Raw genomic sequence first — 22693 nt, forward strand, 5'->3', positions numbered from 1 at the left:
CGTTTCAAAAAGATAAAAATATGATACGCCAAACCAGGACAAGGGAAAAATGGTGTTCGCGAAAAAGTAACTTTCTCCAATACGTCCTTTGGATACCTATTTTTTGGGCCATTCTAGCTTTGTTCGGCTGTGGATCAGAGGTTATCGAGGAATCTTGGAGCTACGAGATAGATCTTGGGGATGAAAGCCCCCAAGGAATTCTGAAGTTGGTAAAATCCGATGGCAGGGATCGGGCCTCGATGATTTCTTTGGATTGGGGGACATTCGATTTAGAAAATGTTTCCATTACCTCCGATCACTTCTCGGGAAACTTCGAACTTTTCGGAAATGCGGCCGAGTTGGAAGGTACGTTTACGGGGAATACGTTTTCCGGGGAACTTCAAATAAATGACGAGAGTTCTCCTTTTGTGGCCACAAAGCTGTCCGATGAGCTTATTGAAATTGATCGTACTGGCATTGCATATGTACTTTCCGAGTCGGATCTTTCCGAATCCGAGACCAATATCGACCATGCTGGCCTCATTACTAGTATGGATCGGGAAGGATACAAAAGGGGGGAACGGATATATTCTGCCAACTGTATCAATTGTCATGGAACCGAAGAGGTGGAAGGTTCAATTCCATTGTCCACCAAGTTTTGGGAGCAACCATTAAAAGCCGGTAGCGACGCTTTCTCCATGTACCGGACTGTAAGTCGCGGCTATGGTTCCATGCCGCCGCAGCCAACATTGACACCCCAGGAAAAATATGACGTCATCTCCTATATACGTCATAAATATATCAAGGAAAACAAAAGCGAAACCTATGTGGCGAGTTCCCCGGGGTATTTGGCAGGTCTTCCCAAAGGAACTTCGCGAGGCCCGGAAACCAAGCCCTATCAGCCTTGGGCGGACATGGATTATGGAGATTTTTTGATCAATACCTATGAGTTGGTCGACGAGGAAACCGGACCGGAACGCTATCATTCCCCAGGGCCGGCCCCGTACCCTGACGAAGATTATAGTAAAAACAATTTTGCCTATAAAGGTATTGCCATCCGTTTGGACAAAGGGAAAGGAGGAGTGTCCCAAGGAAAGGCCTGGATGATATTTGACCATGATGTGATGCGTGTTGCCGGGGGATGGACCGGTGAAGGATTTATAGACTGGGACGGGATTCTTCTAAATGACAAGCACGAGACGTATCCCCGGACCATTGGGAAACTTCATTTTGAAACCCCGGTAGGTCCCGGATGGGCCAATCCCGAAACAGGCTCTTTTGAAGACCCGAGATTTCGGGCACGCGATGGTAGGGCTTTTGGACCGCTACCCAAAAGCTGGGCGGATTACAAAGGCCTTTATCATTATGAAAATCATAGCATTATTTCCTATACCGTGGGAAATGCCCAAGTTTTGGAAGAATTGGATATGGAGGAATGGGACGGGGAAACCATCTTTACCCGAACACTGAATATAGGTTCCTCTAACCGTGAATTAAAAATGAAAGTGGCACCGGTGAAGAATAAGGTTGCCTTAGCCGGCAAAGGAGCCGTGCTGGAAGAGGAAGAGGGGTATGTAATACTCAAAGTAAAGCACGGAGCGGGAGTGAACCTTAAGTTGTTTATCACCGATTCGGCAGTAACCGATTTGGACCGTTTAGCCACTTTAAGCCCCCCGGAATCCCTGATCCAATATACTTCAGGTGGTCCCGCACATTATCCCGACGAGATCAAAACCGTAATTACCGCTGGAAATGAAGATGGGCTCTTTGCAGTGGACCAATTGGCATTACCCTTTGATAATCCATGGGCCTGTAGGATGAAATTGAGCGGTATCGACTTTATGGAAGATCCGAATAAAGCAGTAGTATGTGCAACGGATGGTGATGTGTGGTTAATTAAGGGCCTTACTGCTAACACAGGACAACTGACTTGGCAGCGAATAGGTTCAGGTCTTTTTCAACCGTTGGGCATCAAAGTCCTTAATGATAATATCTACGTCATCTGTCGGGATCAATTGGTGTTATTGCATGATCTTAATGGAGATAATGAAACCGATTTCTATGAAAGCTTTAACCATGATCACCAGGTAACCGATCATTTCCATGAGTTTGCGATGGGGCTTCAGGCCGATGCCCAGGGCAATCTCTATTATGCCAAAAGCGGTCGTCATGCAAGGGAAGCCTTGGTACCCCAGCACGGTACCTTGTTGAAAGTGAGTAAGGATGGCTCCCAAACCGATATTATGGCCACTGGTTTCAGGGCGGCCAATGGGGTATGTATAAACCCGGATGGCAGTTTTTTGGTCACTGACCAGCAGGGCTTTTGGAACCCTATGAATCGCATCAATTGGGTTGATGGAAACGGTAAATTCTATGGCAATATGTGGGGATATGGTCCACCCAAGGATACTACCAGGGTAGCTATGGAACAACCCATGGTGTGGGTAGATATGCAGTTTGATCGCTCCCCGTCCGAACTCCTGTGGGTGGATAGTGAAAAATGGGGATCCCTAAATGGAAGTCTGTTGAGTTTCTCCTATGGTTATGGTAAAATCCAGTTGGTGCTTCATGAAAAGGTAAAAGGCCAGATGCAAGGGGGGGTCATTGATTTACCCGGAGTTAAATTTTTGACAGGCGTTATGCGGGGAAGGTTCAATCCCGGTGATGGACAATTGTATGCCTGTGGTATGTCGGCCTGGGGGACCAATCAAATGTTACGGGGCGGAGGGCTCTACCGGGTGCGTTATACCGGAAAACCGATGACGCTTCCCATTGATCTTAAGGTAAGGACTTCATCGGTTCAATTGGTCTTTGACCAACCTTTGGACCGGAACATGGCTAACGACCTAGGGAATTACGGGATAAACACTTGGAATCTCATAAGAAGTAGCAAATACGGTTCCGATCGTTATGATGAAAGGGCCTTGGACATTTCCAAAGTGGAGCTACTTCGCGATGGGAAAACCTTGAAGCTTGATATTCCGGATATACGGCCCGTGGACGTTATGACCATTACCTACAATCTGACTTCCCAAAACGGAGACCCTATACAAGGTACCCTTCAAAACACCATACATGCCCTGAATGCAGAAAAGGAATCACTCTAGATTTAAATTGTCTTTTGGATTGGAATGAATAACTTCTTGTAACAAAAAAAGAAATTTCTCCAATTTCGCAGTATTTGAATACCTAAATCCACCCAACGCGGAATAGATTACCATGTAAAAAAATGGTTGGCTTATGATAGAAAAGGATTTTGAAAGTGCTTTCAAAACCTGTACTTTAAACATGCATAGAATAAGAGACTGTTTTGAAATGTGTGATTGGAATTTCTTATCGGCCATTTTTGAGGCAGAGCAAGGCAAAATTTGAAGGCATAGCAGGGCTACGGCTGAACATTTTAACGAAGTTATGCGCAAAAAGAGACATAAAAAAACAATTGACATGTTTCAAAACAGTCTCTAGACTAAAAAATTGACTCTTAGAAGTTTTGTTCCCATGATATCTTCACTGCGATTTGGTTTCAATTGGAGTATACTTTGTACTGCGCTATTCTTCGTTTCTTGCGTGGAAGAGCCGCCGCCCCACAACAATATCATTCTCCATGATCCTGACCTTTCGTTACGATTGATTGCAGAACATCCAAACATTAAGACACCGATAGGTATGGCCGTTGATGAAAGGGATGCCATTTACGTTTTGGAATCCCATACCCATACTCCTCCGGATGACTATCAAGGACCGAAGTTTGATTTGATAAAAAAATCGGTCGACGAAAATGGGGATGGTATCCCGGAGAAATGGACGGTTTTTGCGGATAGTATAGAAGATGGGATGAATCTGCATTACGATTTGGAATATGGTTTGTTTTTAACCACCAAAAATGGGGTATTCCAATATCTTGACCACAACAAAAATGGTGTAAGTGATACGAAAAAACAACTCGTTGCCATGGTTGAACCTAAAAATGTCTATGATCATGCTGGGATTTTGGGGCTTGCCCTAGGCGAAGATAACTGGCTCTACGTCTCCAGGGGAAATGTAGGGGGAAACCCTTGGACCATTCAGGGAACCGATGGTTCACAAATTGAGGGATTTGGTGATGGGGGTAATGTTTTTCGATGCAAGGTGGATGGAAGCCAATTGGAGGAAATAGCCACAGGTTTTTGGAACCCGTTCGATTTAAAGTTCAATAGCGAAGGTCGACTTTTTGTAACCGACAATGACCCGGATAGCCGTGGCCCAAATCGATTGATCGAAATTGTACCTGGTGGGGATTACGGATACAAATCGGTGTATGGTGGAAGTGGCATCCATCCTTTTTCTGCGTGGAATGGGGAAATACCGGGGACATTACCTTTTTCGGCTCCTTTGGGAGAAGCACCTTGTGCAATAATCGATGGGAGTTTTACCAGTTTCGGAGATTCATATGCTTCTCAAATGTTGGTGAATATTTGGGAGGAGAACAACGTGGTTCGCATTCCTTTGGAACAGAGCGGTTCTTCCGTAAAGGGTAGCCCCGAAGTTTTGATTCAAGGGGATGCCTCTTTTCATCCCGTTTCATTAGCTACGAATAGTAGGGGAGACCTATATATTACGGATTGGGTTTTACGGGAATATCCTAATCATGGAAGTGGACGGTTATGGCAAATACAGTCTAAATCAGTTATGCCAAAACAAACCCGTACAGCGCCTATCATCAATAGATTTAAAGTGGATACAAGGAGTACAGATCAGCTTATCACAGACCTAGGAAAAAGAGACGCTTTTGAATTAGCTATGACCCGGCATTCCTTAGCAAAAAATGTACAGCTCGAAAAGCTACTTACCTTACTAAAAAATAATGATCCCCACCTTCGTCTACAGGGGCTACTGACCCTTTTTAAGGTAAAGGAAAACTTGAATAAAACAACCATACGTTCTTTGTTGAGCGATGAAAATCAAGATATTCAAAGGATGACCTTGATGTATATTGCCAAAAAAGGTATCACTGAAATGGAGCCTTATTTGTTACGTGCATTGAAGGAAAACCAAATACGGCCCCAACTTTTCGAGGCTTTTTTGGCTACCATTCGGCATTTGCAACCTGATTTCACAGACGGGATAAGAAAAAGATCCGGTAGAAGTTCCAAAATCCCGAGGGAACTGCCCAAATCTTTTATTGAGGATATCTTGAAGAACTCGGTCATAAGCGAGGAAGTAAAGGCAACGGCTTTACCCTATTTGCCGGATTTCATGTCAAATGGGGCGCTTATCAGGGAACTACTTGGGAATGCAAAGAACGGGAAATTTCAGATTGCCCTCATAAAGGCTGTTCAAAAAATACCGGGAACCGATTTTAACGATGCGCTCGGGAATATCGCTTTCAATACTGATTTTACACCAATTGCCCGGTCAATGGCCGTGCAGGAACTGAGTTACAGTCCTCAAAAATACATCGAGAAGGTACTGGGCATATTTAAGGAAAGTGATCAGACTCTGCAATATACCGCCCTAAAGTATCTCTGTACGGCGGGACTGGATGACACAACACGGTCTGAAATTGAGGAATGGATCGAAAATACGAAAAACCAAATTTCGGAAACTGCTTTTTCTATTTGGAACAATTGTAACAAAGGTACATCCTTATCCGGTGAGGCCAGCTATACCTCGGTAAAGGGAAATGGAGATTCCAAAATCGGGCGATTGGTTTTTGAAAACAGGGTAGGCTTATGTACAACCTGTCATAAGATAAATGGTTGGGGAGGATCTTTCGGGCCTGAACTGTCCAATATTGGAGGTAGTAAATCCATCTCACAATTGGTATCGGCGGTTTTGGAACCCTCCTTGGAGATTTCTCCGGAATGGCAGGGATGGTATCTAGTGGACTCGGAAGGGACAAGGCATACCGGAAGACAAATCGATGTACATCTCAACTATGCCGAGTTAATGAATACAAGCGGAGAATATGATACATTTAAAGACCCAAGATCCTATGGGGTAATGGAAAGTTCCTTGATGCCCGAAGGACTGGAAGGGACCATGACCCTATTGGAGTTCAATGACTTAATTACATATCTAAGCCAGTTAAAATAGAGATTTATGAGCGATAGAAGAACATTTGTAAAACGTATGGCCGGAACCGCGGCAGGGGTGGCCGTGGGTGTACCTATGCAAATAAAGGCATCCAATAGAAAGCCCCAGGAATTTCTTGAAGAAAAAGGAATTAAGGATTTACCCGAAAACCCTTTGGTGCTCTTTGACAATTTTCATGCGGGAAACCGAAGGTTCTATTCCTGGAAAGCAAAATTGGCAGCGGCCGATCATGCAGGTTTTGATGGATTTGAGTTTGTTGGTCTAAATACGGATTCCGATACTTGGAAAGAAGTTACAGATCTTTTTTTTGAGACACGTTTTAAAGTTATGGGTTTCCATGGTACCACGCAGGCCGTGATAGATGGGAAAGCTCCCGAAATTGATGAGGAAATCGCAAAAATTGTAAATAATGTAAAAGCTTTGTCCCAACTGCCCATCAAACCCTATTATTCCTTGTCCTTGAGTGGCCGGGGGGAATTGATAGGCGATACTATTGCAGAAAGTGGCTCGGCCAGGGCCGAGGACAGACATTGGGAGCGTGCCTACAAAATAATCGCTGCCTTTGATAAAGCTTGTAAGGAGTATGGGATAGTTGGTGCGCTATATCCGCATACCCATTGGATATGCGACACGCCCCAGTCCGCCTTTAAAATATTGGCCGGTGCCAAGGCGAATTCCATAGGTCCCGCTTTTTGCTCCCATCACTGGTATGCCAATACGGCTTCGGACGAATTGGATGAGGTCCTGAAAAATGAATATATGAAGCGCTTAAATTACGTGGTTCTTACCAATGGTATCTTTTCACCGTCCAATTTTCAGGCAGTTCGTTTTAACGAAGGTCAGATAGATATGGCCTGGATGCTTGCCAAAATTTATGAATTTGGCTATACCGGTCCCATTTCCACACAAGGATGGCGTATAGGGGGAGACCCCTTGGTAGCCTGCAAACAATTCGTGGATACTATTAGAGCACTTCGAAAAAGATTTTCAGAATATCCGGAGCTATATCCGTTGATTTGAACCGGATAATATAGAAAAGGGTTTCATTATGGATAGGTAAGCAATTGCTGCCCTTCAAGTTTCCATCAACTCCAATACTTCCTATTAATTGATATTTTTATTAAAAAACAGTAATTATTTATTGTTTTTCAATAATTTTTTATTTTTTTGTAATTAAATTGATTGTTATGGTTGTGAAAAATAGGGTTTATGGCAGTGCTCTTATTCAGTTTTTATTATGGGTGCTTAGAATTGGTTTTTTTCTTTTTGCACACGGAGTGATTATCTGGCTGATTTACAGCATTTTCATTTTTATTACCGGTGGTCCAACACGTCATATGGATTTTCCCGTGATGTTTTCCTTTGCCGATGAGGGTTCTCTAAAAACACTCAATGATGGTTCGGCCGCAAAGTTTTATATGCGAGGTGCAACCGGAGCAATTATGTCAGATGATGTTCCTAGAGGGTTTTTGGCCATATACAGCTTTATAGCCCTTTTGATCAAAGTTCTTTTTCTTCTTTCTTTGCGGTTGTCAATTCGTATCTTGGATTCAGTGCGAATAGGGAAGTTCTTTATTGTGGAAAACGCCATTCGATTGAGGTATATTGGGTTATTGGGGATTGTGTTTTTTATTCTAGACCGATTGGGAACGGTAATTTCTGCATCCTATTTCAGTGATAGATTGGAATTTTCTGGCATGGTATTTACAAGTTTTAACCTGTTTTCTTGGGTCACACTAAACTCTTTATTCATATCTCTTTTCCTTTTAGTCATTGCGGAGGCATTCCGCATTGGAGCACAATTAAAGGCAGAAAATGATTTAACTATTTAAGAAAAGAGCATGCCCATTGTTGTGAATCTTGACGTGATGTTGGCCAAACGAAAAATGTCTCTTACCGAGCTTTCGGAAAAGGTAGGGATTACTATGTCCAATCTTTCCATTTTAAAGAAGGGAAAGGCAAAGGCTATTCGCTTCAGTACCCTTCAGGCCATTTGTGAAGTTTTGGAATGTCAACCCGGGGAAATTCTGGAATACAGTCAAAAACAAGAATGATTTTGATGGGAGCTTTTAGTGTTTTATTCCAAATCCCCGATTTTCAATTGTTTTTCCAACCAGTAGTCATCCGTTTGAAATCCATAGGCAGAAGGATCATATGCACCAACTAGATTCACATTGGCTTTTTCGGGGACTGGCATATCCAATGCCCAAAATACCCCGTTGACCAAGAGTCTCCGGACACCTTCGTTCATCAGATCACTGGAAGAACCGATAGTGGAAGTGAAAGCTTTGCCCACTTTACCATTTGGGATTTGATAGCTTTTGGTCCAGGCAATGGGCATCAAGGTTTCGTTTACCTTGATTCCTTTATCATTAACGGTGGCGATTTCATCATCGGTAGGCCGCATGCCATAGAAAACATCATTCTCGTCATATTCCCCCTTTCGATTGATAACTTGGCCTAAAACCACATGCTGTGCATCTCCTGGCAAAGGGAGTCTAACACCATATACATCTGTAGAACCCCAAACTTCGCCATTTTCGATACCATTGGTAATGGGATGCGATTCGGTTTCTTCCGGAATAATCCCACGAGTGCTCTGATGTTTATGGTGGCCATGATGTGTATGCCATTTTTCTCCCAGGACCAAACGACCAAAACCATCGGTCCATTCGGTCATATCACCTTTGTACGCATTGCTGTAGTGCGAATAGTTAGAGGTAGAGTCCTCCTCGGTAAAGTTAAAGGCATGGGTGGCCGTTCGGATAGCGACAATCGGTTTTCCGGCTTTGAGATAATTGTCAATAGGTTTCATCTGCTCATCCGGGAGTGCCCTAAAACGGGTAAAGAGTACTACGGCGTCGGCGGTATCCAAGGCTTTTAATCCCGGGATATTTTTTAGGTAATTAGCATTCACAATACCAGGTTTGTCCGGATCTTGTGCAAATAACACGGTACAGGTAAACCCGTGATGTTCGGACAGTATTTTGGCCAATTGGGGTAGCGCCTCCTCGGAACGGTATTCCTCATCCCCGGAAACTAGAACAATATGTTTGATATTTTGGCCTTTTCCCTTAAAGGTGAGCCATTCCTTGACGGTCGACATCTCTTTGGGGAGTTCTTTTTTTTCGGCCTTTTCACCGCAGGCCAAAAGCAGATAAAAGCATAGAAAAGTAATTGTTTTTCTCATGTTGCGCATATTGATTTAGTTGATGGTTAATCGTTTATAATTGCTCAATATTGGTTGTGGTTCCAGTCTGAATTCGGTAACGGAACATGAATCCTCGTATTCCCCATTTCACTTGAACGGGGTTCACACATCCTATTTTTATCATTCTGCTTGTATGGTCGGCGTCTTTTTGCGCTCTTCCATAGCTTCAAATCTGTATACCCAAGCATATGCATTGGCCAAGACCTGTTTGTTCTGTACCTCTTCCGGTAACTTTAGCGTCAACCCCCAAGGTAAGTTATTCCAAGATATTGATTTTTCAAAGCCCAATAACTTGATTTCGGTATCCGGCTTTGCCCTTACTTTGGAAAGTATAAGCTCATCACCGTGCTGCTTTAAACTAATGGCATAGGTAAATTTCCCATCCTTACTTTGGGTATAAAAAACATTTTGCCCTAAAATTGTTTCTTCACAGACCCATGGGGTCTGTCGCGTTCCATAAATAGCTTCTCCGTTGGTTTTTAACCATTCGCCCATGGTATTTAATCGGTTAAGCTGATAATCAGGTATTATTCCTTTTCCATCTGGGGCGACAATCAACAGTAAATTGCCCCCTTGGGCCACTATTCTTATGAACATATGTAGCAAATCCTTTGATGACATGACGTTGCCGTCATGCTCTTGCCAATCATAGGCAAAGTTCTTGCCTATAGGCCTGGCCTCCTCCCAAATACTTAATTCATCGTGATTATCAAATTGACCGCCTTCGCTGATAATGACGTCGCCTAGTTTTCCGTACAACTCCTTTCCCATTCGGGCATTTATCATTACTTCTTTTTTACCCTCGAACTTGTTGTAATAATATGCCACGATTTCATGAGATCTGTAGTACCATGATGGGCGTCTCCATCCACCGTCAAACCACAGGTAATCTGGTTCATACTTGTCAATAAACTCTTTGGAAACGGGCAATAAATAGTCGTTCACATAGTCGTAAACCGGCACTTTGCCCTGTAGCCTTCTCGCATAGGTTTCCGTATCATAAGGATGGGTAGTTTCAAATGATCCATTTATCGCTTTCTGGTTTTCATCCAAAAATGTCCATTCCCTTATTTGAATCTGCCCCTTATCGCTCAATAATGGATATTCGGAATCTTCCAGATTTAAATAAAATCCATAGGGCAGACCATATTTTCTACACGCATGTACAAACTCACCTGCAAGATCACGATGGGGCTTCATGTCCACTGCGTCACGATAGGTAAAACTACTATTCCACAGCAACATTCCTGTTGAACGATGCATATTAAACTGAACGAAGTATTTTGCGCCGGCTGACTTAAACTGCTTTATAAACCTATCGGCATGAATTCCTTCCGCCGTAAAATATTGAATAAAATCATCTTTCTCAAAATCTTCGCCCCAGTGCTTTATAAAGTACTCTCCTTTTGTCGATTCTTTGTAAATACGATCAAGGTAGGTATCGGTGTAATAGTTGCCCCCATATCCTTTGGAACCGTACCCGACCATGCTATATATACCATAGTTTAAGGCAATACCGAACTTTGCGTCCTTGTACCATTCAGGAGTGCTGTGATTTGAAAGTGAGGCAAACGTAGCCTTGTATGGGCCGTTATAAATCACTTGCTCCATATCCATTATTTCCCGTTTGGCTTTTTTAAGGTGCTTTTTGGTATTTTTTTTTAGCTGTTCGGTACTGTACTTAAAAATATAGGGCACAAAGTTGTCAGGCCTTCTTGGGGCTGTTACTTGGCCCTGAGGTCGGATTTGCTCGACACATAATAGAAGTATTATAGAGATTAACACTTTAAAGACCATAGCATTCGAGTACTTAAGGATTACTTTGCTAAAGATTTCTTTTACATCCAAATTTTTATAGAACAATAAAATATACGTCCCAGATAATTGTTTCGTACTACAAATCCCTTGAATTCCTGCTTTTCAATAAAATCCAAGTTCTATTATTATTTTGGCCATCATTTTTAGGGTTTCAGCTTTATGGCGTCACTATTCCATCTTGAGCTTCTGTCCTTAAATCCCCATACCTTTTTTTATAAATTCCAGGCCCTTTTGATAGACTTCTTCCATAGGGGAATAATCGCGCCATACGTTGATGGCATTGGCAAATTCAGGAATTATAGTACTAAAGGCCTCTATGGTCAACCATCCGTCATATTTTATTTCCTTCAGGGTCTTAAAAACATCGTCCCATTGTACTTGCCCACTGCCTGGGGTGCCTCGGTCATTCTCACTAATATGCACATGTTTTAGATGGGGTGCTATGGTCGTTAGGGCCTCGGATTGACTTTTTTCCTCAATATTACTATGGTGTGTATCGTACATGGCTCCCAGGTTGGGATGATCCACGGCCTCTACCAAAGTCCTCAGGTCCGCCATGGTATTGTACAGATAGCATTCAAAGCGATTTAGGGCTTCGGGGGCCAACATAATATCGGCTTCAGCGGCATATTCCGCCGCCTTGCGCAACATTTCGACGCTCCATTGGCGTTCCTCCAACGTTGGGGGTTGTCTTGTAAAATGGGCAAAACTGGAATGCAGGGGCCCACATATATTTTCAGTTTTTAACGCTTCCCCATTGTCGATGGCCCACTTTAGTCGGTCGAGTCCCGCCTGCCTGATTTTTGGATTGGGGCTGGCTATATTTTCTTCCGGACCCAAACCGGTAACCGTAGTGACACCCAGACCCAATTGGGACAAATGATTTCCCAATTTGGAATAGTGAGCCACATCACCTTCACCCATATAAAGCTCAATGCCATCGTAGCCCGTTTCCTTTAAATTATCAATAATGGGATAATGCTCTTCCGTCACATGATTGGTCCAGAGCAAAAGGTTCATTCCAATTTTCATTTATGTCAATTTATTGCGGTGTTTCAGATTTCAATACCATTATCCAAAAGAAACAACCCCCACCTGTAATAGGCAGGGGGTGATTGTGAAATACTATTTTTTTGACCAGGTTTGCCATCCAAATGGCCAATATTTTTTATCGTTAGGATGCGCCTGCAGCTGCAACTTCCGGTTTCCGATTCTTTATCCAAAAATAAAGGATAGTAAACAGTACAATCAATATCCCTGGAAATAAAGTCATGGTCTCCAAAGTGGCTTGGCCAGAAACCAATTCCAATTCATCTCCAGTAAGACCAGCGGCTGCTGCCTCGGCTTTGTCAGCATCGATCCAACTACCGATGATAGGCTGGAATATGGAAGTTGAAAACATTCCAACGGCACCGATTATGGACATGCCCAGAGCCCCACTTTTTGGTATCTTGTCCGCTATGAAACCAATCATATTCGGCCAGAAATAAGCAATGCCCAGGGCAAAGAAAATAGCTGATACATAAGCCATAGCTCCCGTTTGGGTACTGAACAGATAAATACCAATGGTAGCTAAAACGGCCGATCCCAGTAGCACACCGGTTTGATCAAACTTATGTACCATATCTCCACCAAAATATCGTGCCACGGCCATGATTCCGGTAACCAAAGCCAATATAATCATGGGGGATGCCCCGCTTTTGGATAATATAAGTCCCACCCATTGTTGTGGTCCGAATTCCGTAATTGCGGTCAAGGCCATACAAGCGATCATAAATAGGAATAATGGGGAAATCATGGCCTTTAAATTACCCATAAGGGTAGCAGCTTCCTGTACTTTTGCTTTCGGCCAAGACTGACCGAAGAACAGATAGGCGTATATTAATGTAGGTATCATGATGACCCATATTTGGGATTCCCAACTCATACCCATATTTGTCATAACTTCGGAAACGATACTTCCTATGACGATTCCCCCAGGGAACCACATATGAAATCGGTTCATCATCTTACTCATTTTGTTACCCTCATAGGCATCGGCTATCATAGGGTTACAGGCTGCTTCGGTACATCCATTCCCCAAGCCGATGAGAAGCGTTGATATGAGCAGGCCTGTGTAGCTGCCCGAATAAATGGTCATGATAATTCCAATGGCATGTGCAAAAAATGCAAATTGCATAATGATTTTTCCCCCAATTTTATGATAGATGAGCCCTCCTATTACCATGGATATCGGAAAGCCCAAAAACCACATGGAGTTGATATAACCTAGTTGTTCGGCGGTCAAGCTCAACTCTTCTCCAAGTTGGGGAAGGATACCCGCACGGATGCTAAATGATAAAGCCGTAGTAATCAAGGCAAAACAACTACCATAAAATAGTCTTTTGTCATTGATCACTGGGGCAGAAGCAGTATTTTCCATAAGTTTTTGTTTTGGTTGATAAATCTATACTACAAAATTCCAATTCATGGTATAAGTTTACTTACTTTTTTGCTATTATCATAATTATTTTGTGGTTGTCTTACTAGTTTATCACAAAATAAAGGGTACCGTTAAAAAAGCCACAATATTTATTTCATGAAATACATGATTTTAGCTAAATTAGTCCACTTAGTGTACGTACACACCAATAATTTACAATACCCTAAATAATTAAGATAAAATGCAACAGAACAATTATCCCAAATTGCACAATGCCTCTTGGCCGGGTGTGGTGGGTAAGGGCCCCGATTCCGAACCCCCAATAGATATTGATACCATGATCGAGCTTACCGCCAATGCGGAAGTGGACGGCATAAAATTCGATGGCTTTGACCTATTTCTATTTGATCCGCATATGGACATCGATGCCTCGGAAGATGATATCCAACGAATGGCCGACAAGGCCACGTCCAAAAACTTGGAGATTGGAAGTCTGGTAGCCCCCGTTTGGACTCCTACGGGAGGGGGATCTGCCATGGGTACTTCAGAGGAACGGAAACAGTTTGTGACCCAAGTGCACAAATCCTGTAAGATAGGACAAAAGCTTCGCGAAATAGGAGTTCGTCCAAACGGTATTATTCGAATAGACTCTTCCATAGATCCTGAAAGTTGGGCCCAAGACCCTGTTGGAAATACGAAATTGATAGCCCAAACATTTCGGGAGGCTTGTGATGTAGCCGCGGATTATGGAGAATCGTTGGCAGCGGAGGGCGAAATCTGTTGGGGCGGGATGCATGGTTGGAAATCCATGATCAATACCTTGGAAGCCGTGGATCGTCCTAATATTGGTTTTCAAGCGGATATGGCACATACCTTATTGTATCTTTTGGGATACAACAAACCGGATGAGCGGATTCTTCCCGACGATTTTCAATGGGACGACCGGGCTGCCTTAACCGAAGGCCTTAAAACCCTTACGGCAGCCTTGAGACCCTGGACCATAGATTTTCATGTGGCCCAGAACGATGGCACCGTATTCGGGGCGGGCTCCCATGATAAGACCGGTAGGCACTGCCAGGCCGCCGACCCCAATGGGAAACTGGATATTCCGGTTGATGCCGGACATTGGCTACGAAATGAGGATGGCAGCCTAACTAAAAGGTTCAAACATATTTGCTGGGATGGTTGTATGTTCCCCAACGAAGTCATGATGCAGCCCAAGACTTGGAACGATGTTTTGGGGGCAATGATCAAGGTGCGCGAGCTTCACGGATGGTACGAGGGGTAGTAAGACAGGAAGCAGTATAATTGGCGCGATAAATAAAACACTAATAATTTAATATCGATTACTATAAATGGCGGACAAAAGAGAATTGAGAATAGGGCTGATAGGATACGGATTTATGGGTAGGACCCATAGCAATGCCTATAAGCGTTTGGGTGATTTTTTTCCAGAATTGAAATACAAACCTGTCCTAAAGGTGGTATGTGCCCGTAACAAAGAACGTTTACAGGCCTTTGCCGACCAGTGGGGGTATGAATCCATAGAAACGGACTGGCGGGCCGTAGTTGCCCGGGATGATGTAGATGCCATTGACATTTGCACCCCCAACAATATGCACGCTGAGATTGCCATAGCTGCAGCCGAGGCCGGAAAGATGATACTATGTGAAAAACCATTGGCCCGTACCGTGGTCGAAGCGCAACCCATGGTAGATGCGGTAGAAAAGGCCGGCGTTCCCAACACGGTATATTACAACTATCGCAGGGTTCCGGCGGTAACCTTGGCCAAACAATTGATTGATGCTGGAAAACTCGGAAAGATATTTCACTATAGGGCCAATTTTTTACAGGATTGGACCATTAGTCCGGAGCTTCCCCAAGGTGGGGAGGGATTATGGCGATTGGATAACGATGCTGCCGGGTCAGGGGTAACCGGAGATCTTTTGGCACATTGTATAGATACGGCCATGTGGTTGAATGGGGGCATTAAGGATGTTTCGGCCATGACGGAGACCTTTATCAAGGAAAGGGTACATACCGGAACCGGTGAGGTACAGAAAGTAGGCATAGACGATGCCTGTATTTTCCATTGCCATTTTGAAAATGGCTCTCTAGGTCTTTTTGAATCTACACGTTACGCCAGGGGCCATAAAGCCCTGTATACCTTTGAAATCAATGGGGAGCATGCTTCGATTAAATGGAATCTACATGATTTGACTCGATTGGAATATTTTGATCATCGGGATGAATCCGTGGAACGGGGATGGCGATCCATTCACGTGACCGATGGTGACCAACCCTATATGGATAAATGGTGGGTTCCCGGTCTGTCCATTGGTTATGAGCATAGCTTTGTACACCAAGTGGCCGATTTCTTCAAAAGTATCGAGGATGGAACACCCTGTTCCCCGACCTTTAAGGAGGCCCAGGAAACACAAAAAGTTTGCGAGGCGGTATTGAATTCCGCCAAATCAAAAAGCTGGCAGGAAACAGGTGTTGACTGGTAGGAGCGTCCAAATCGATAAAAGAACGCTTTTAGGCAATATGGGTAGACTGAATCGAGAACGAGTTTCTTTTGGTAATCAACTTTTTAACAAGGTAGGGACCTGTCAGGTTTAAACTTGTCCGCCCTTTTGGCGGAAAACCGGACAGGTCTAAAAATATAGAATATGAGTGAAACAATTAAAGGTTTTTGCCTCCATGGAAAGGAGAGAATATATCCCAACTCCGGAGTTTCCGTTACAAGCAATACTTCCGTAGTGGATATAGAGCTTCCTGAATTAAAGGAAGGCGAAATTTTAGCCAGGACACTTTACACAGGAATCTGTGGTTCGGATAATAGTGCAAGCCTGGGAAAACCCAATTTTGATTGGGTACAACGCCCAAGGATAATCGGCCATGAATTTAGTGCCGAAGTATTGGAACTGGGGCCTGGGGAACACGGTGATGTAAAAGTGGGGGATGTTTTTACGCCTTTGGCCATGTTGGGTTGCCGAGACGAGAATTGTCCGGCCTGTATGGTAGGCAAATGGAATTTATGCCCCAAGAAACAAATTATAGGCTTTCATAGAAACGGGGGCTTTGGTCAGCAGGTGGTATTGGAGTCTGATCGGGTCGTCCATTTAATCGATGGTCTTACGCCAGAGCAGGGCGCACTGGTAGAACCCCTGTCCATTATTGTAAACGCTCTTAACAATAAGTGTAATATAAAGCCAGGGCAGGATGTGATCGTCACCGGATGTGGGATCATTGGTCTTATGTCCGCCGAATTGGCAAGGGCGGCTGGGGCAAGGGTGGCCGTTACGGGGATTGCCCATGACCGGGATATTCGCTTAAAAAAGGCTAGGGAACGAGGTTTTATCACAATTGAAGTCTCCCCAGACAATACCTTGAGCGCCCAGTTGTCCCAGGGTATTGTAGATGATCAGGGCATTCCCTTTGGAAACTATGGGAAGGTAGATTTGCTCATTGAATGCTCCGGGGTACCCCAAGTGTTGACCGAAGCCATAGACGTTGTCCGGCCGGAAGGGGATATCTGTGTCATTGCCACTTATCCAAAGGAAGTAGAGATCAACGCCACACACCTTACACGTACTTCCCTGAATATGCGGGGATCCATGGGATCTTGCAGAGACGATTATATGATAGCTCAAAAACTAATGGTCACCGGAGTTTTCCCAGCGGAACACTATACCAATTTCTATGATTTTGATGATATTACACAGGCTTTTGAGGATTCCATAAGGGCAAACAACGTAAAGGCCGTAATAAAAATGAACTGATTTTTAATGAGACAAGAGACATGAGAGGAGAGAAGTGACATGAGATTCAAGACAATTATGGCGGATGGTGGAATCATTCCATTTTGTTTTGTCCTACGTGTAGTTTATTAAAACTAAAAATTCAAATTGAGAACCAGTCTATTGTCTAAAATCTAACATCTAAAATCTAACATCTAGAATTCAACATACATGCATACCATATTTATTACAGGAGGCACGGGTTGTATAGGCTCGGTAACCATTTACAAGTTGTTGCAGTCGTCCGAAGTCCATAAAATTGTCGTCGCAACACGATCCAACAATACCGATCCCTTAAAATTATGGTTGGGTGAGGAGTTGGATTCCCGTTTGGAATTTATCACCCTCGACGTATCGGACTACCAGGCCATTGAAGCAGCGCTCCAAAGCGTAAAGCCTACCCATATTATTCATTTGGGCGCATACCAAAGTCCGGATTGTTCAAAATATCATATTCGTGGTATGGAAATCAATACCGGAGGTACCATGGCCCTTTTTGATGCTGCGGAGAAACTTCCGAATTTAAAAAGATTCGTATTTGCAAGTTCCGGGGCGGTATATGGGATGCGATCCATGTATCCACAGGCAAGCATAGCCGAGGATGTGCCTTTGGCGCCTCCAAATCATTACGGAATTTGGAAACTTGCCGGGGAGCATTTGGCCCGTTTGTTCTATGACAACACACGGATACCTACGGTTTGCCTACGGATTAATACCACCTATGGCAAAGGTAGGGACAAGGGAAAGACCTCGGCACCTACCAATGCCATGAAGGCTATAGCAATGGGGTCGGTCTCAGGGAACCTGATACCCTTTGAGATGCCCTATCAGGGACGCGAGAATTATCATTTTGTAGAGGATGTTGGTGCTCACTTTGCTGCTTGTGCGTTGCAACCGTATTCCGGTTTTGGTGCCTTTAACATTAAAGGGGAAACCATACCCATCCCGTCGTTTCTTCAGATTGTTGAGGAACAGGCGAATGAATTGGGAATGGGCGAGTTTGCCAAACTTTCCATAATCGATGATGCTCCCCCCAATCTTTTTATTTGTGATTTGGACCATACCAAAATAGACGGTACGTTTAAAAATTTACCACGTACGGCCATAGCTGAAGGGGTAAGAAGGTCGTTACAGGAATTCAAGAAAATGGCGGAAAAGGACATTTTAGATTTTTCGATAAGCACATGAAAACGATACGAGTAGGTTTACTAGGTGCAGGCGATGTGGCCAATTTGCATGCCGAGGCCATCAACGGTCTGGAAGGTTCGGAATTGGTCGGACTTTGGAATCGCACCCCCGAAAAAGGAAAGGTTAAGGCGGCACAATATGGTTGCAAGACCTATGCCACTGCGGATGATTTGCTCAATGACCCGAATATTGACGCAGTATTCATATTGACCAATATGGAGACCCACTGCGAATATACCATTAAGGCCGCTAAAGCAGGAAAACATGTTTTAGTGGAAAAACCTGCAGCTTCGACCATTGAAGAATTGGAACGCATGAAAAAAGCCGTTGCCGAAGCGGGGGTAAAATGCATGCCCGTCCACAACTATATCTATGAAACGGGGATTCGCCGGGCAAAGGATATGATTCAAAGTGGGAAACTGGGGGAAGTCACCCAGTTTTATATGATGTACAATATTCATCACGCGGATGAGATCAGGGCCAGGTATCCCGGTGTAATTCGTCAGATTTTGACACACCATAGCTATACCATGCTCTACTTGGCCGGGAAGCCAAAGACCATATCGTGCTTAAAACATACGGTCGATAATACCTTGGCCCCTCAAGAAAATGTGGCGATGGCCAACATTCAAATGCGGGATGGCACCTTGAGTCATTTATGTGCCAGTTTTGCCAATGACGATCATGCGGGTGATCCTTGGACCTGCATTATCAAGGTTATCGGTACCAAGGGCAGTACCCGTTATAGCTATCGGGATTGGGTAATCAACGATCGAAACGGGGCCCATTCGCAGACGTATTACTGCTATCCGGAATCCATAAAGAATACCACAACGCATTTTATCAATAAAGTTTTAAGGGAAGATGCAGAACCACTCTCCAGTCTGGACGATGCCATCACTTGTCAGCAAATAATAGAGGCATGTGAAAAATCGGTGGAAGAGGGAATACATGTAACCTTCAAATAAAAAGTAATCAACCAAAGTAACATTTAGATGAGCAGAAAGATAGATTGGAGCAAGGGAAAAGTGCTATTGTTTTGCCTTGCCCTGATGGCAGGCAGTTGTAGTAAAAAGGAAGGTCCGACTTTGGAATTGAAAAAGGGCTCACACATTGTCTTAGTGGGAAATAACCTGGCGTGGCGAATGATACATTTTGGTCATTTTGAGACCGAAATGCAATTACGCTACCCGGAAGATTCCCTTTTTATAAGAAATATGGGAGACGCGGCCAACACCCCCGCTTTCAGGCCGCATGCGGCACGACCTTCTCCTTGGGCCTTTCCTGGGGCGGACAGGTTTGAACATGATTCCGGTAGCAAAATACATTTTGAGGAGGACGATGGAGGGCATCAAAAAGGAGGGGTAGGACATTTCCCCACTCCGGATGAGTGGATCACCAGTCTGGAAGCCGATATCATCATTGCATTTTTTGGATATACGGAGTCCTTTGGGGGGCCCGAGGGATTGGACAATTATCGGGAAGAACTACGGGCTTTCATCAAACATACCCTAAGTCAGAACTATAATGGCAGCCATCCTCCGCAACTTGCCCTGGTATCCCCGATTGCCTATGAGGATCTTTCCCAAAAAATGGACTTGCCCAACGGGGAAGAAGAAAACAAGAACTTGGAGCTGTATACCAAGGCTATGGAAGAAGTCGCTGCAGAAGAGGGTGTATTGTTCGTAAATGCATTTGATGTATCCAAAAAGTGGTTCGATTCCACATCTGATAACTTAACATCAGATGGATTTCAATTAAATGATAAGGGGTATAAAAAATTCTCCCAATTCCTAGCGGATCAGGTTTTTGGTAATACGAAAAGTAAGGTAGAAGAAAACAAGACTTTGGTTCATAAGGCGGTAAATGAAAAAAACTGGTTTTGGCTCAACGACTTTAAGATTCCGAACGGGGTACATGTATATGGAAGAAGATATGATCCCTTCGGCCCGGACAACTATCCGTTTGAAATAGAAAAGATCAGGCAAATGACCGCCATTCGGGACACTGCCATTTGGATGGCCTTACAAGGCAAAAAAATGGATTTGGCCAAAAGCGATGCACGTACCAAGGCGCTTCCCCCGGTAAAGACCAACTATAAGGCCAGTGAAAAAAACGGAAATCCCGAATATTTGTACGGTCAAGATGCTTTGGACAAGATTAAGGTTGCCTCAGGATATAAAGTAGAACTTTTTGCATCCGAAAAAGAGTTTAACAACTTGGCCAATCCCGTTCAGATGTCATTTGACAATCAAGGTCGGCTTTGGGTGGGGGTTATGCCAAGTTATCCCCATTACAAAGCGGGGGATAGTAAACCTAATGATAAGATCATCATTCTGGAGGACACGGATGGAGATTACAAGGCTGATAAGGAGACCATCTTTGCGGATGGGCTACATCTGACTATCGGATTCGAGTTTGCACCGGAAGGTGTCTATGTATCCCAAGGTAACGATCTGATACTCTTAAAGGATACCGATGGCGATGATAAGGCCGATGAAAAGGAAATTATCTTGAGCGGTTTTGATGACCATGATACCCATCATGCTATCAGCGCCTTTTCCACAGATCCCTCCGGAGCCATTTATATGGGTGAAGGTACCTTTCTACATACCAATGTGGAGACGGCCTATGGGCCCGTAAGGGGTACCAACGGTGGATTTTATAGATATAGCCCCCAACGGCGTCATCTGGAGCGAACGGCCCAATTGGCCATCCCAAATCCATGGGGTATCGCATTTGATGATTGGGGCCAAAATTTCTTTATTCATACCTCTGGGCCTTCTGCTACTTGGATGATGCCCGGAACCATTGTTCCCCGATATGGTGTAAGTTCTCCCATACCTGAAAACTTTATTGAAAAGGACCATCTGGTACGGCCAACGTCCGGGATAGAGTTTGTATCCAGTAGGCACTTTCCCGATAATGTTCAGGGCGACCTTCTTATAAACAATACCATTGGTTTTTTGGGGACAAAACAACATAGGGTCATCGATGATCCCAATTCATCCGGCTATATTACCAAACATCGGCAAGATTTGGTCTATGCCGATGACAAGAATTTTCGCCCTGTAGATTTGGAGTTCGCCCCGGACGGCTCCCTATATTTTATCGATTGGCATAATGTCCTAATAGGCCATATGCAACATAATGCCCGGGATCCCTTACGGGACCATGTTCATGGACGGGTATATCGGATTACCTACCCATCCCGACCCTTGGTAGAGCCAGCTAAAATAGTGGATGCCACTATTGAGGAATTATTGGATAACCTAAAACTTCCCGAATATAGGACAAGATATCGGACAAAAAGGGAATTACGTGGTAGGGAAACATCAGAGGTGCTTAAAAAATTAAAACAATGGGTCGATGCCCTGGATAAGGATTCCCAAAAATATGAACAACTCCTATTGGAAGCCCTTTGGGTTACCTGGGGTGCCAATGAAGTTGACCAACAATTGTTGAAGAAATTGTTGAATGCCTCGGACTTCAGGGCTCGATCGGCTGCCGTAAGGGTACTAAGATATACGGGCCACCAGGTAAACGATCAGACGGAACTACTAATGAAGGCCGCCCAGGATGACAACCCCCGTGTACGACTTGAAGCACTTGTGGCAGCTTCTTGGCTTGGAAAGGATATCGGCCTACCCATTATTGAGGAAGCCGGAAAAAAGGAATTGGATGAGTGGATGGAAAAACCTTTTGCCGCCGCCATCGCACATCTGAACGATGAAAGGCTAGGACGTAAAAAGGAAACCTTGGAGACCAATCTCATCGGAACAAATCGTGAAATGTTCAAAAAGGGGAAGGAAATCTACGAACGGGATGGGTATTGTGCTACTTGTCATCAACCCGATGGTAAGGGGCTTGAAGCCTCACAATTTCCCCCACTTATCGGTTCAAAATGGGTTACCGGAAGCGAGGAACGGTTGATTAAATTGACCCTGAAGGGACTTATGGGCCCAATTGAGGTTTTAGGTAAAAAGTACCCAGGTCAGGTTCCCATGACCCCTTTCGGACAAATGCTCAATGATGAAGAAGTTGCCTCCGTATTGACCTACGTAAGAAACATGCCCGGAAACAAGGCCTTGCCCGTTCTACCCGCCACGGTCAAAAAAATACGGGAAGAGATCAAGGGTAAGGAGGGCTTTTTTAGCCCTGGGGAACTTCTTGAATTGCATCCTATGGAACAATAAA

Annotated in this window: 15 protein-coding genes; 11 read left to right on the forward strand and 4 right to left on the reverse strand. The window is 44.1% G+C overall.

All coding sequences use genetic code 11. The features are described 5' to 3' along the window. Positions 1 to 20 precede the first annotated feature (20 nt). From ACO06Y_RS13335 to ACO06Y_RS13355, 5 genes are all read left to right on the forward strand, one after another. Complete coding sequence (locus ACO06Y_RS13335) at positions 21 to 3086, forward strand: DUF6797 domain-containing protein (RefSeq protein ID WP_422079472.1); 3066 nt, start codon at positions 21 to 23, stop codon at positions 3084 to 3086. Positions 3087 to 3477: 391 nt separating this feature from the next. Further along, positions 3478 to 6054, forward strand: coding sequence for a PVC-type heme-binding CxxCH protein (locus ACO06Y_RS13340; protein WP_422079473.1), 2577 nt, complete (start codon positions 3478 to 3480; stop codon positions 6052 to 6054). Between the two features lie 6 nt (positions 6055 to 6060). Next, positions 6061 to 7074: a sugar phosphate isomerase/epimerase family protein gene (locus ACO06Y_RS13345; RefSeq protein ID WP_422079474.1), complete on the forward strand. Its 1014-nt coding sequence runs from the start codon at positions 6061 to 6063 to the stop codon at positions 7072 to 7074. A gap of 167 nt (positions 7075 to 7241) precedes the next feature. Further along, positions 7242 to 7886 (forward strand): DUF2975 domain-containing protein, encoded by a 645-nt coding sequence (locus ACO06Y_RS13350; protein WP_422079475.1) that lies wholly within the window; start codon positions 7242 to 7244, stop codon positions 7884 to 7886. 9 nt (positions 7887 to 7895) lie between these two features. Beyond that, positions 7896 to 8108 carry a helix-turn-helix domain-containing protein gene (locus ACO06Y_RS13355; RefSeq protein ID WP_422079476.1) on the forward strand — a complete coding sequence of 71 codons (213 nt, stop codon included), beginning with the start codon at positions 7896 to 7898 and terminating at the stop codon, positions 8106 to 8108. 23 nt (positions 8109 to 8131) lie between these two features. Here the strand turns inward: ACO06Y_RS13355 and ACO06Y_RS13360 are convergent, their stop codons facing one another. The 4 genes from ACO06Y_RS13360 to ACO06Y_RS13375 all read right to left on the reverse strand — a co-directional run bounded on the left by ACO06Y_RS13360 (position 8132) and on the right by ACO06Y_RS13375 (position 13505). After that, entirely contained in the window at positions 8132 to 9244 is a 1113-nt protein-coding gene (locus ACO06Y_RS13360) for a ThuA domain-containing protein (protein WP_422079477.1), read from the reverse strand. Between the two features lie 141 nt (positions 9245 to 9385). Further along, positions 9386 to 10882 carry an alpha-L-fucosidase gene (locus ACO06Y_RS13365; RefSeq protein WP_422079478.1) on the reverse strand — a complete coding sequence of 499 codons (1497 nt, stop codon included), beginning with the start codon at positions 10880 to 10882 and terminating at the stop codon, positions 9386 to 9388. Between the two features lie 393 nt (positions 10883 to 11275). Continuing rightward, positions 11276 to 12115: a sugar phosphate isomerase/epimerase family protein gene (locus ACO06Y_RS13370; protein ID WP_422079479.1), complete on the reverse strand. Its 840-nt coding sequence runs from the start codon at positions 12113 to 12115 to the stop codon at positions 11276 to 11278. Positions 12116 to 12257: 142 nt separating this feature from the next. Continuing rightward, positions 12258 to 13505, reverse strand: a complete 1248-nt coding sequence (locus tag ACO06Y_RS13375) for an MFS transporter (RefSeq protein ID WP_422079480.1) — start codon at positions 13503 to 13505, stop codon at positions 12258 to 12260. A 241-nt stretch (positions 13506 to 13746) separates the two neighbouring features. Between ACO06Y_RS13375 and ACO06Y_RS13380 the strand changes: the two genes are divergently transcribed. From ACO06Y_RS13380 to ACO06Y_RS13405, 6 genes are all read left to right on the forward strand, one after another. Beyond that, positions 13747 to 14793, forward strand: a complete 1047-nt coding sequence (locus tag ACO06Y_RS13380; protein WP_422079481.1) for a sugar phosphate isomerase/epimerase family protein — start codon at positions 13747 to 13749, stop codon at positions 14791 to 14793. Between the two features lie 67 nt (positions 14794 to 14860). Next, entirely contained in the window at positions 14861 to 16015 is a 1155-nt protein-coding gene (locus tag ACO06Y_RS13385) for a Gfo/Idh/MocA family protein (protein WP_422079482.1), read from the forward strand. Positions 16016 to 16177: 162 nt separating this feature from the next. Next, positions 16178 to 17290 (forward strand): zinc-dependent alcohol dehydrogenase, encoded by a 1113-nt coding sequence (locus ACO06Y_RS13390; RefSeq protein ID WP_422079483.1) that lies wholly within the window; start codon positions 16178 to 16180, stop codon positions 17288 to 17290. 189 nt (positions 17291 to 17479) lie between these two features. Then, on the forward strand, positions 17480 to 18496 hold the full coding sequence (locus ACO06Y_RS13395; protein ID WP_422079484.1) for an NAD-dependent epimerase/dehydratase family protein: 1017 nt from the start codon (positions 17480 to 17482) through the stop codon (positions 18494 to 18496). After that, on the forward strand, positions 18493 to 19464 hold the full coding sequence (locus ACO06Y_RS13400; protein ID WP_422079485.1) for a Gfo/Idh/MocA family protein: 972 nt from the start codon (positions 18493 to 18495) through the stop codon (positions 19462 to 19464). The genes ACO06Y_RS13395 and ACO06Y_RS13400 overlap by 4 nt, the downstream gene beginning before the upstream one ends. A 27-nt stretch (positions 19465 to 19491) precedes the next feature. Next, complete coding sequence (locus ACO06Y_RS13405) at positions 19492 to 22692, forward strand: PVC-type heme-binding CxxCH protein (RefSeq protein WP_422079486.1); 3201 nt, start codon at positions 19492 to 19494, stop codon at positions 22690 to 22692. Position 22693: the final 1 nt, after the last annotated feature.

The sequence above is a fragment of the Ulvibacterium sp. genome, assembly GCF_965228935.1.
In the GTDB taxonomy this organism is placed as follows: Bacteria; Bacteroidota; Bacteroidia; order Flavobacteriales; family Flavobacteriaceae; genus Ulvibacterium.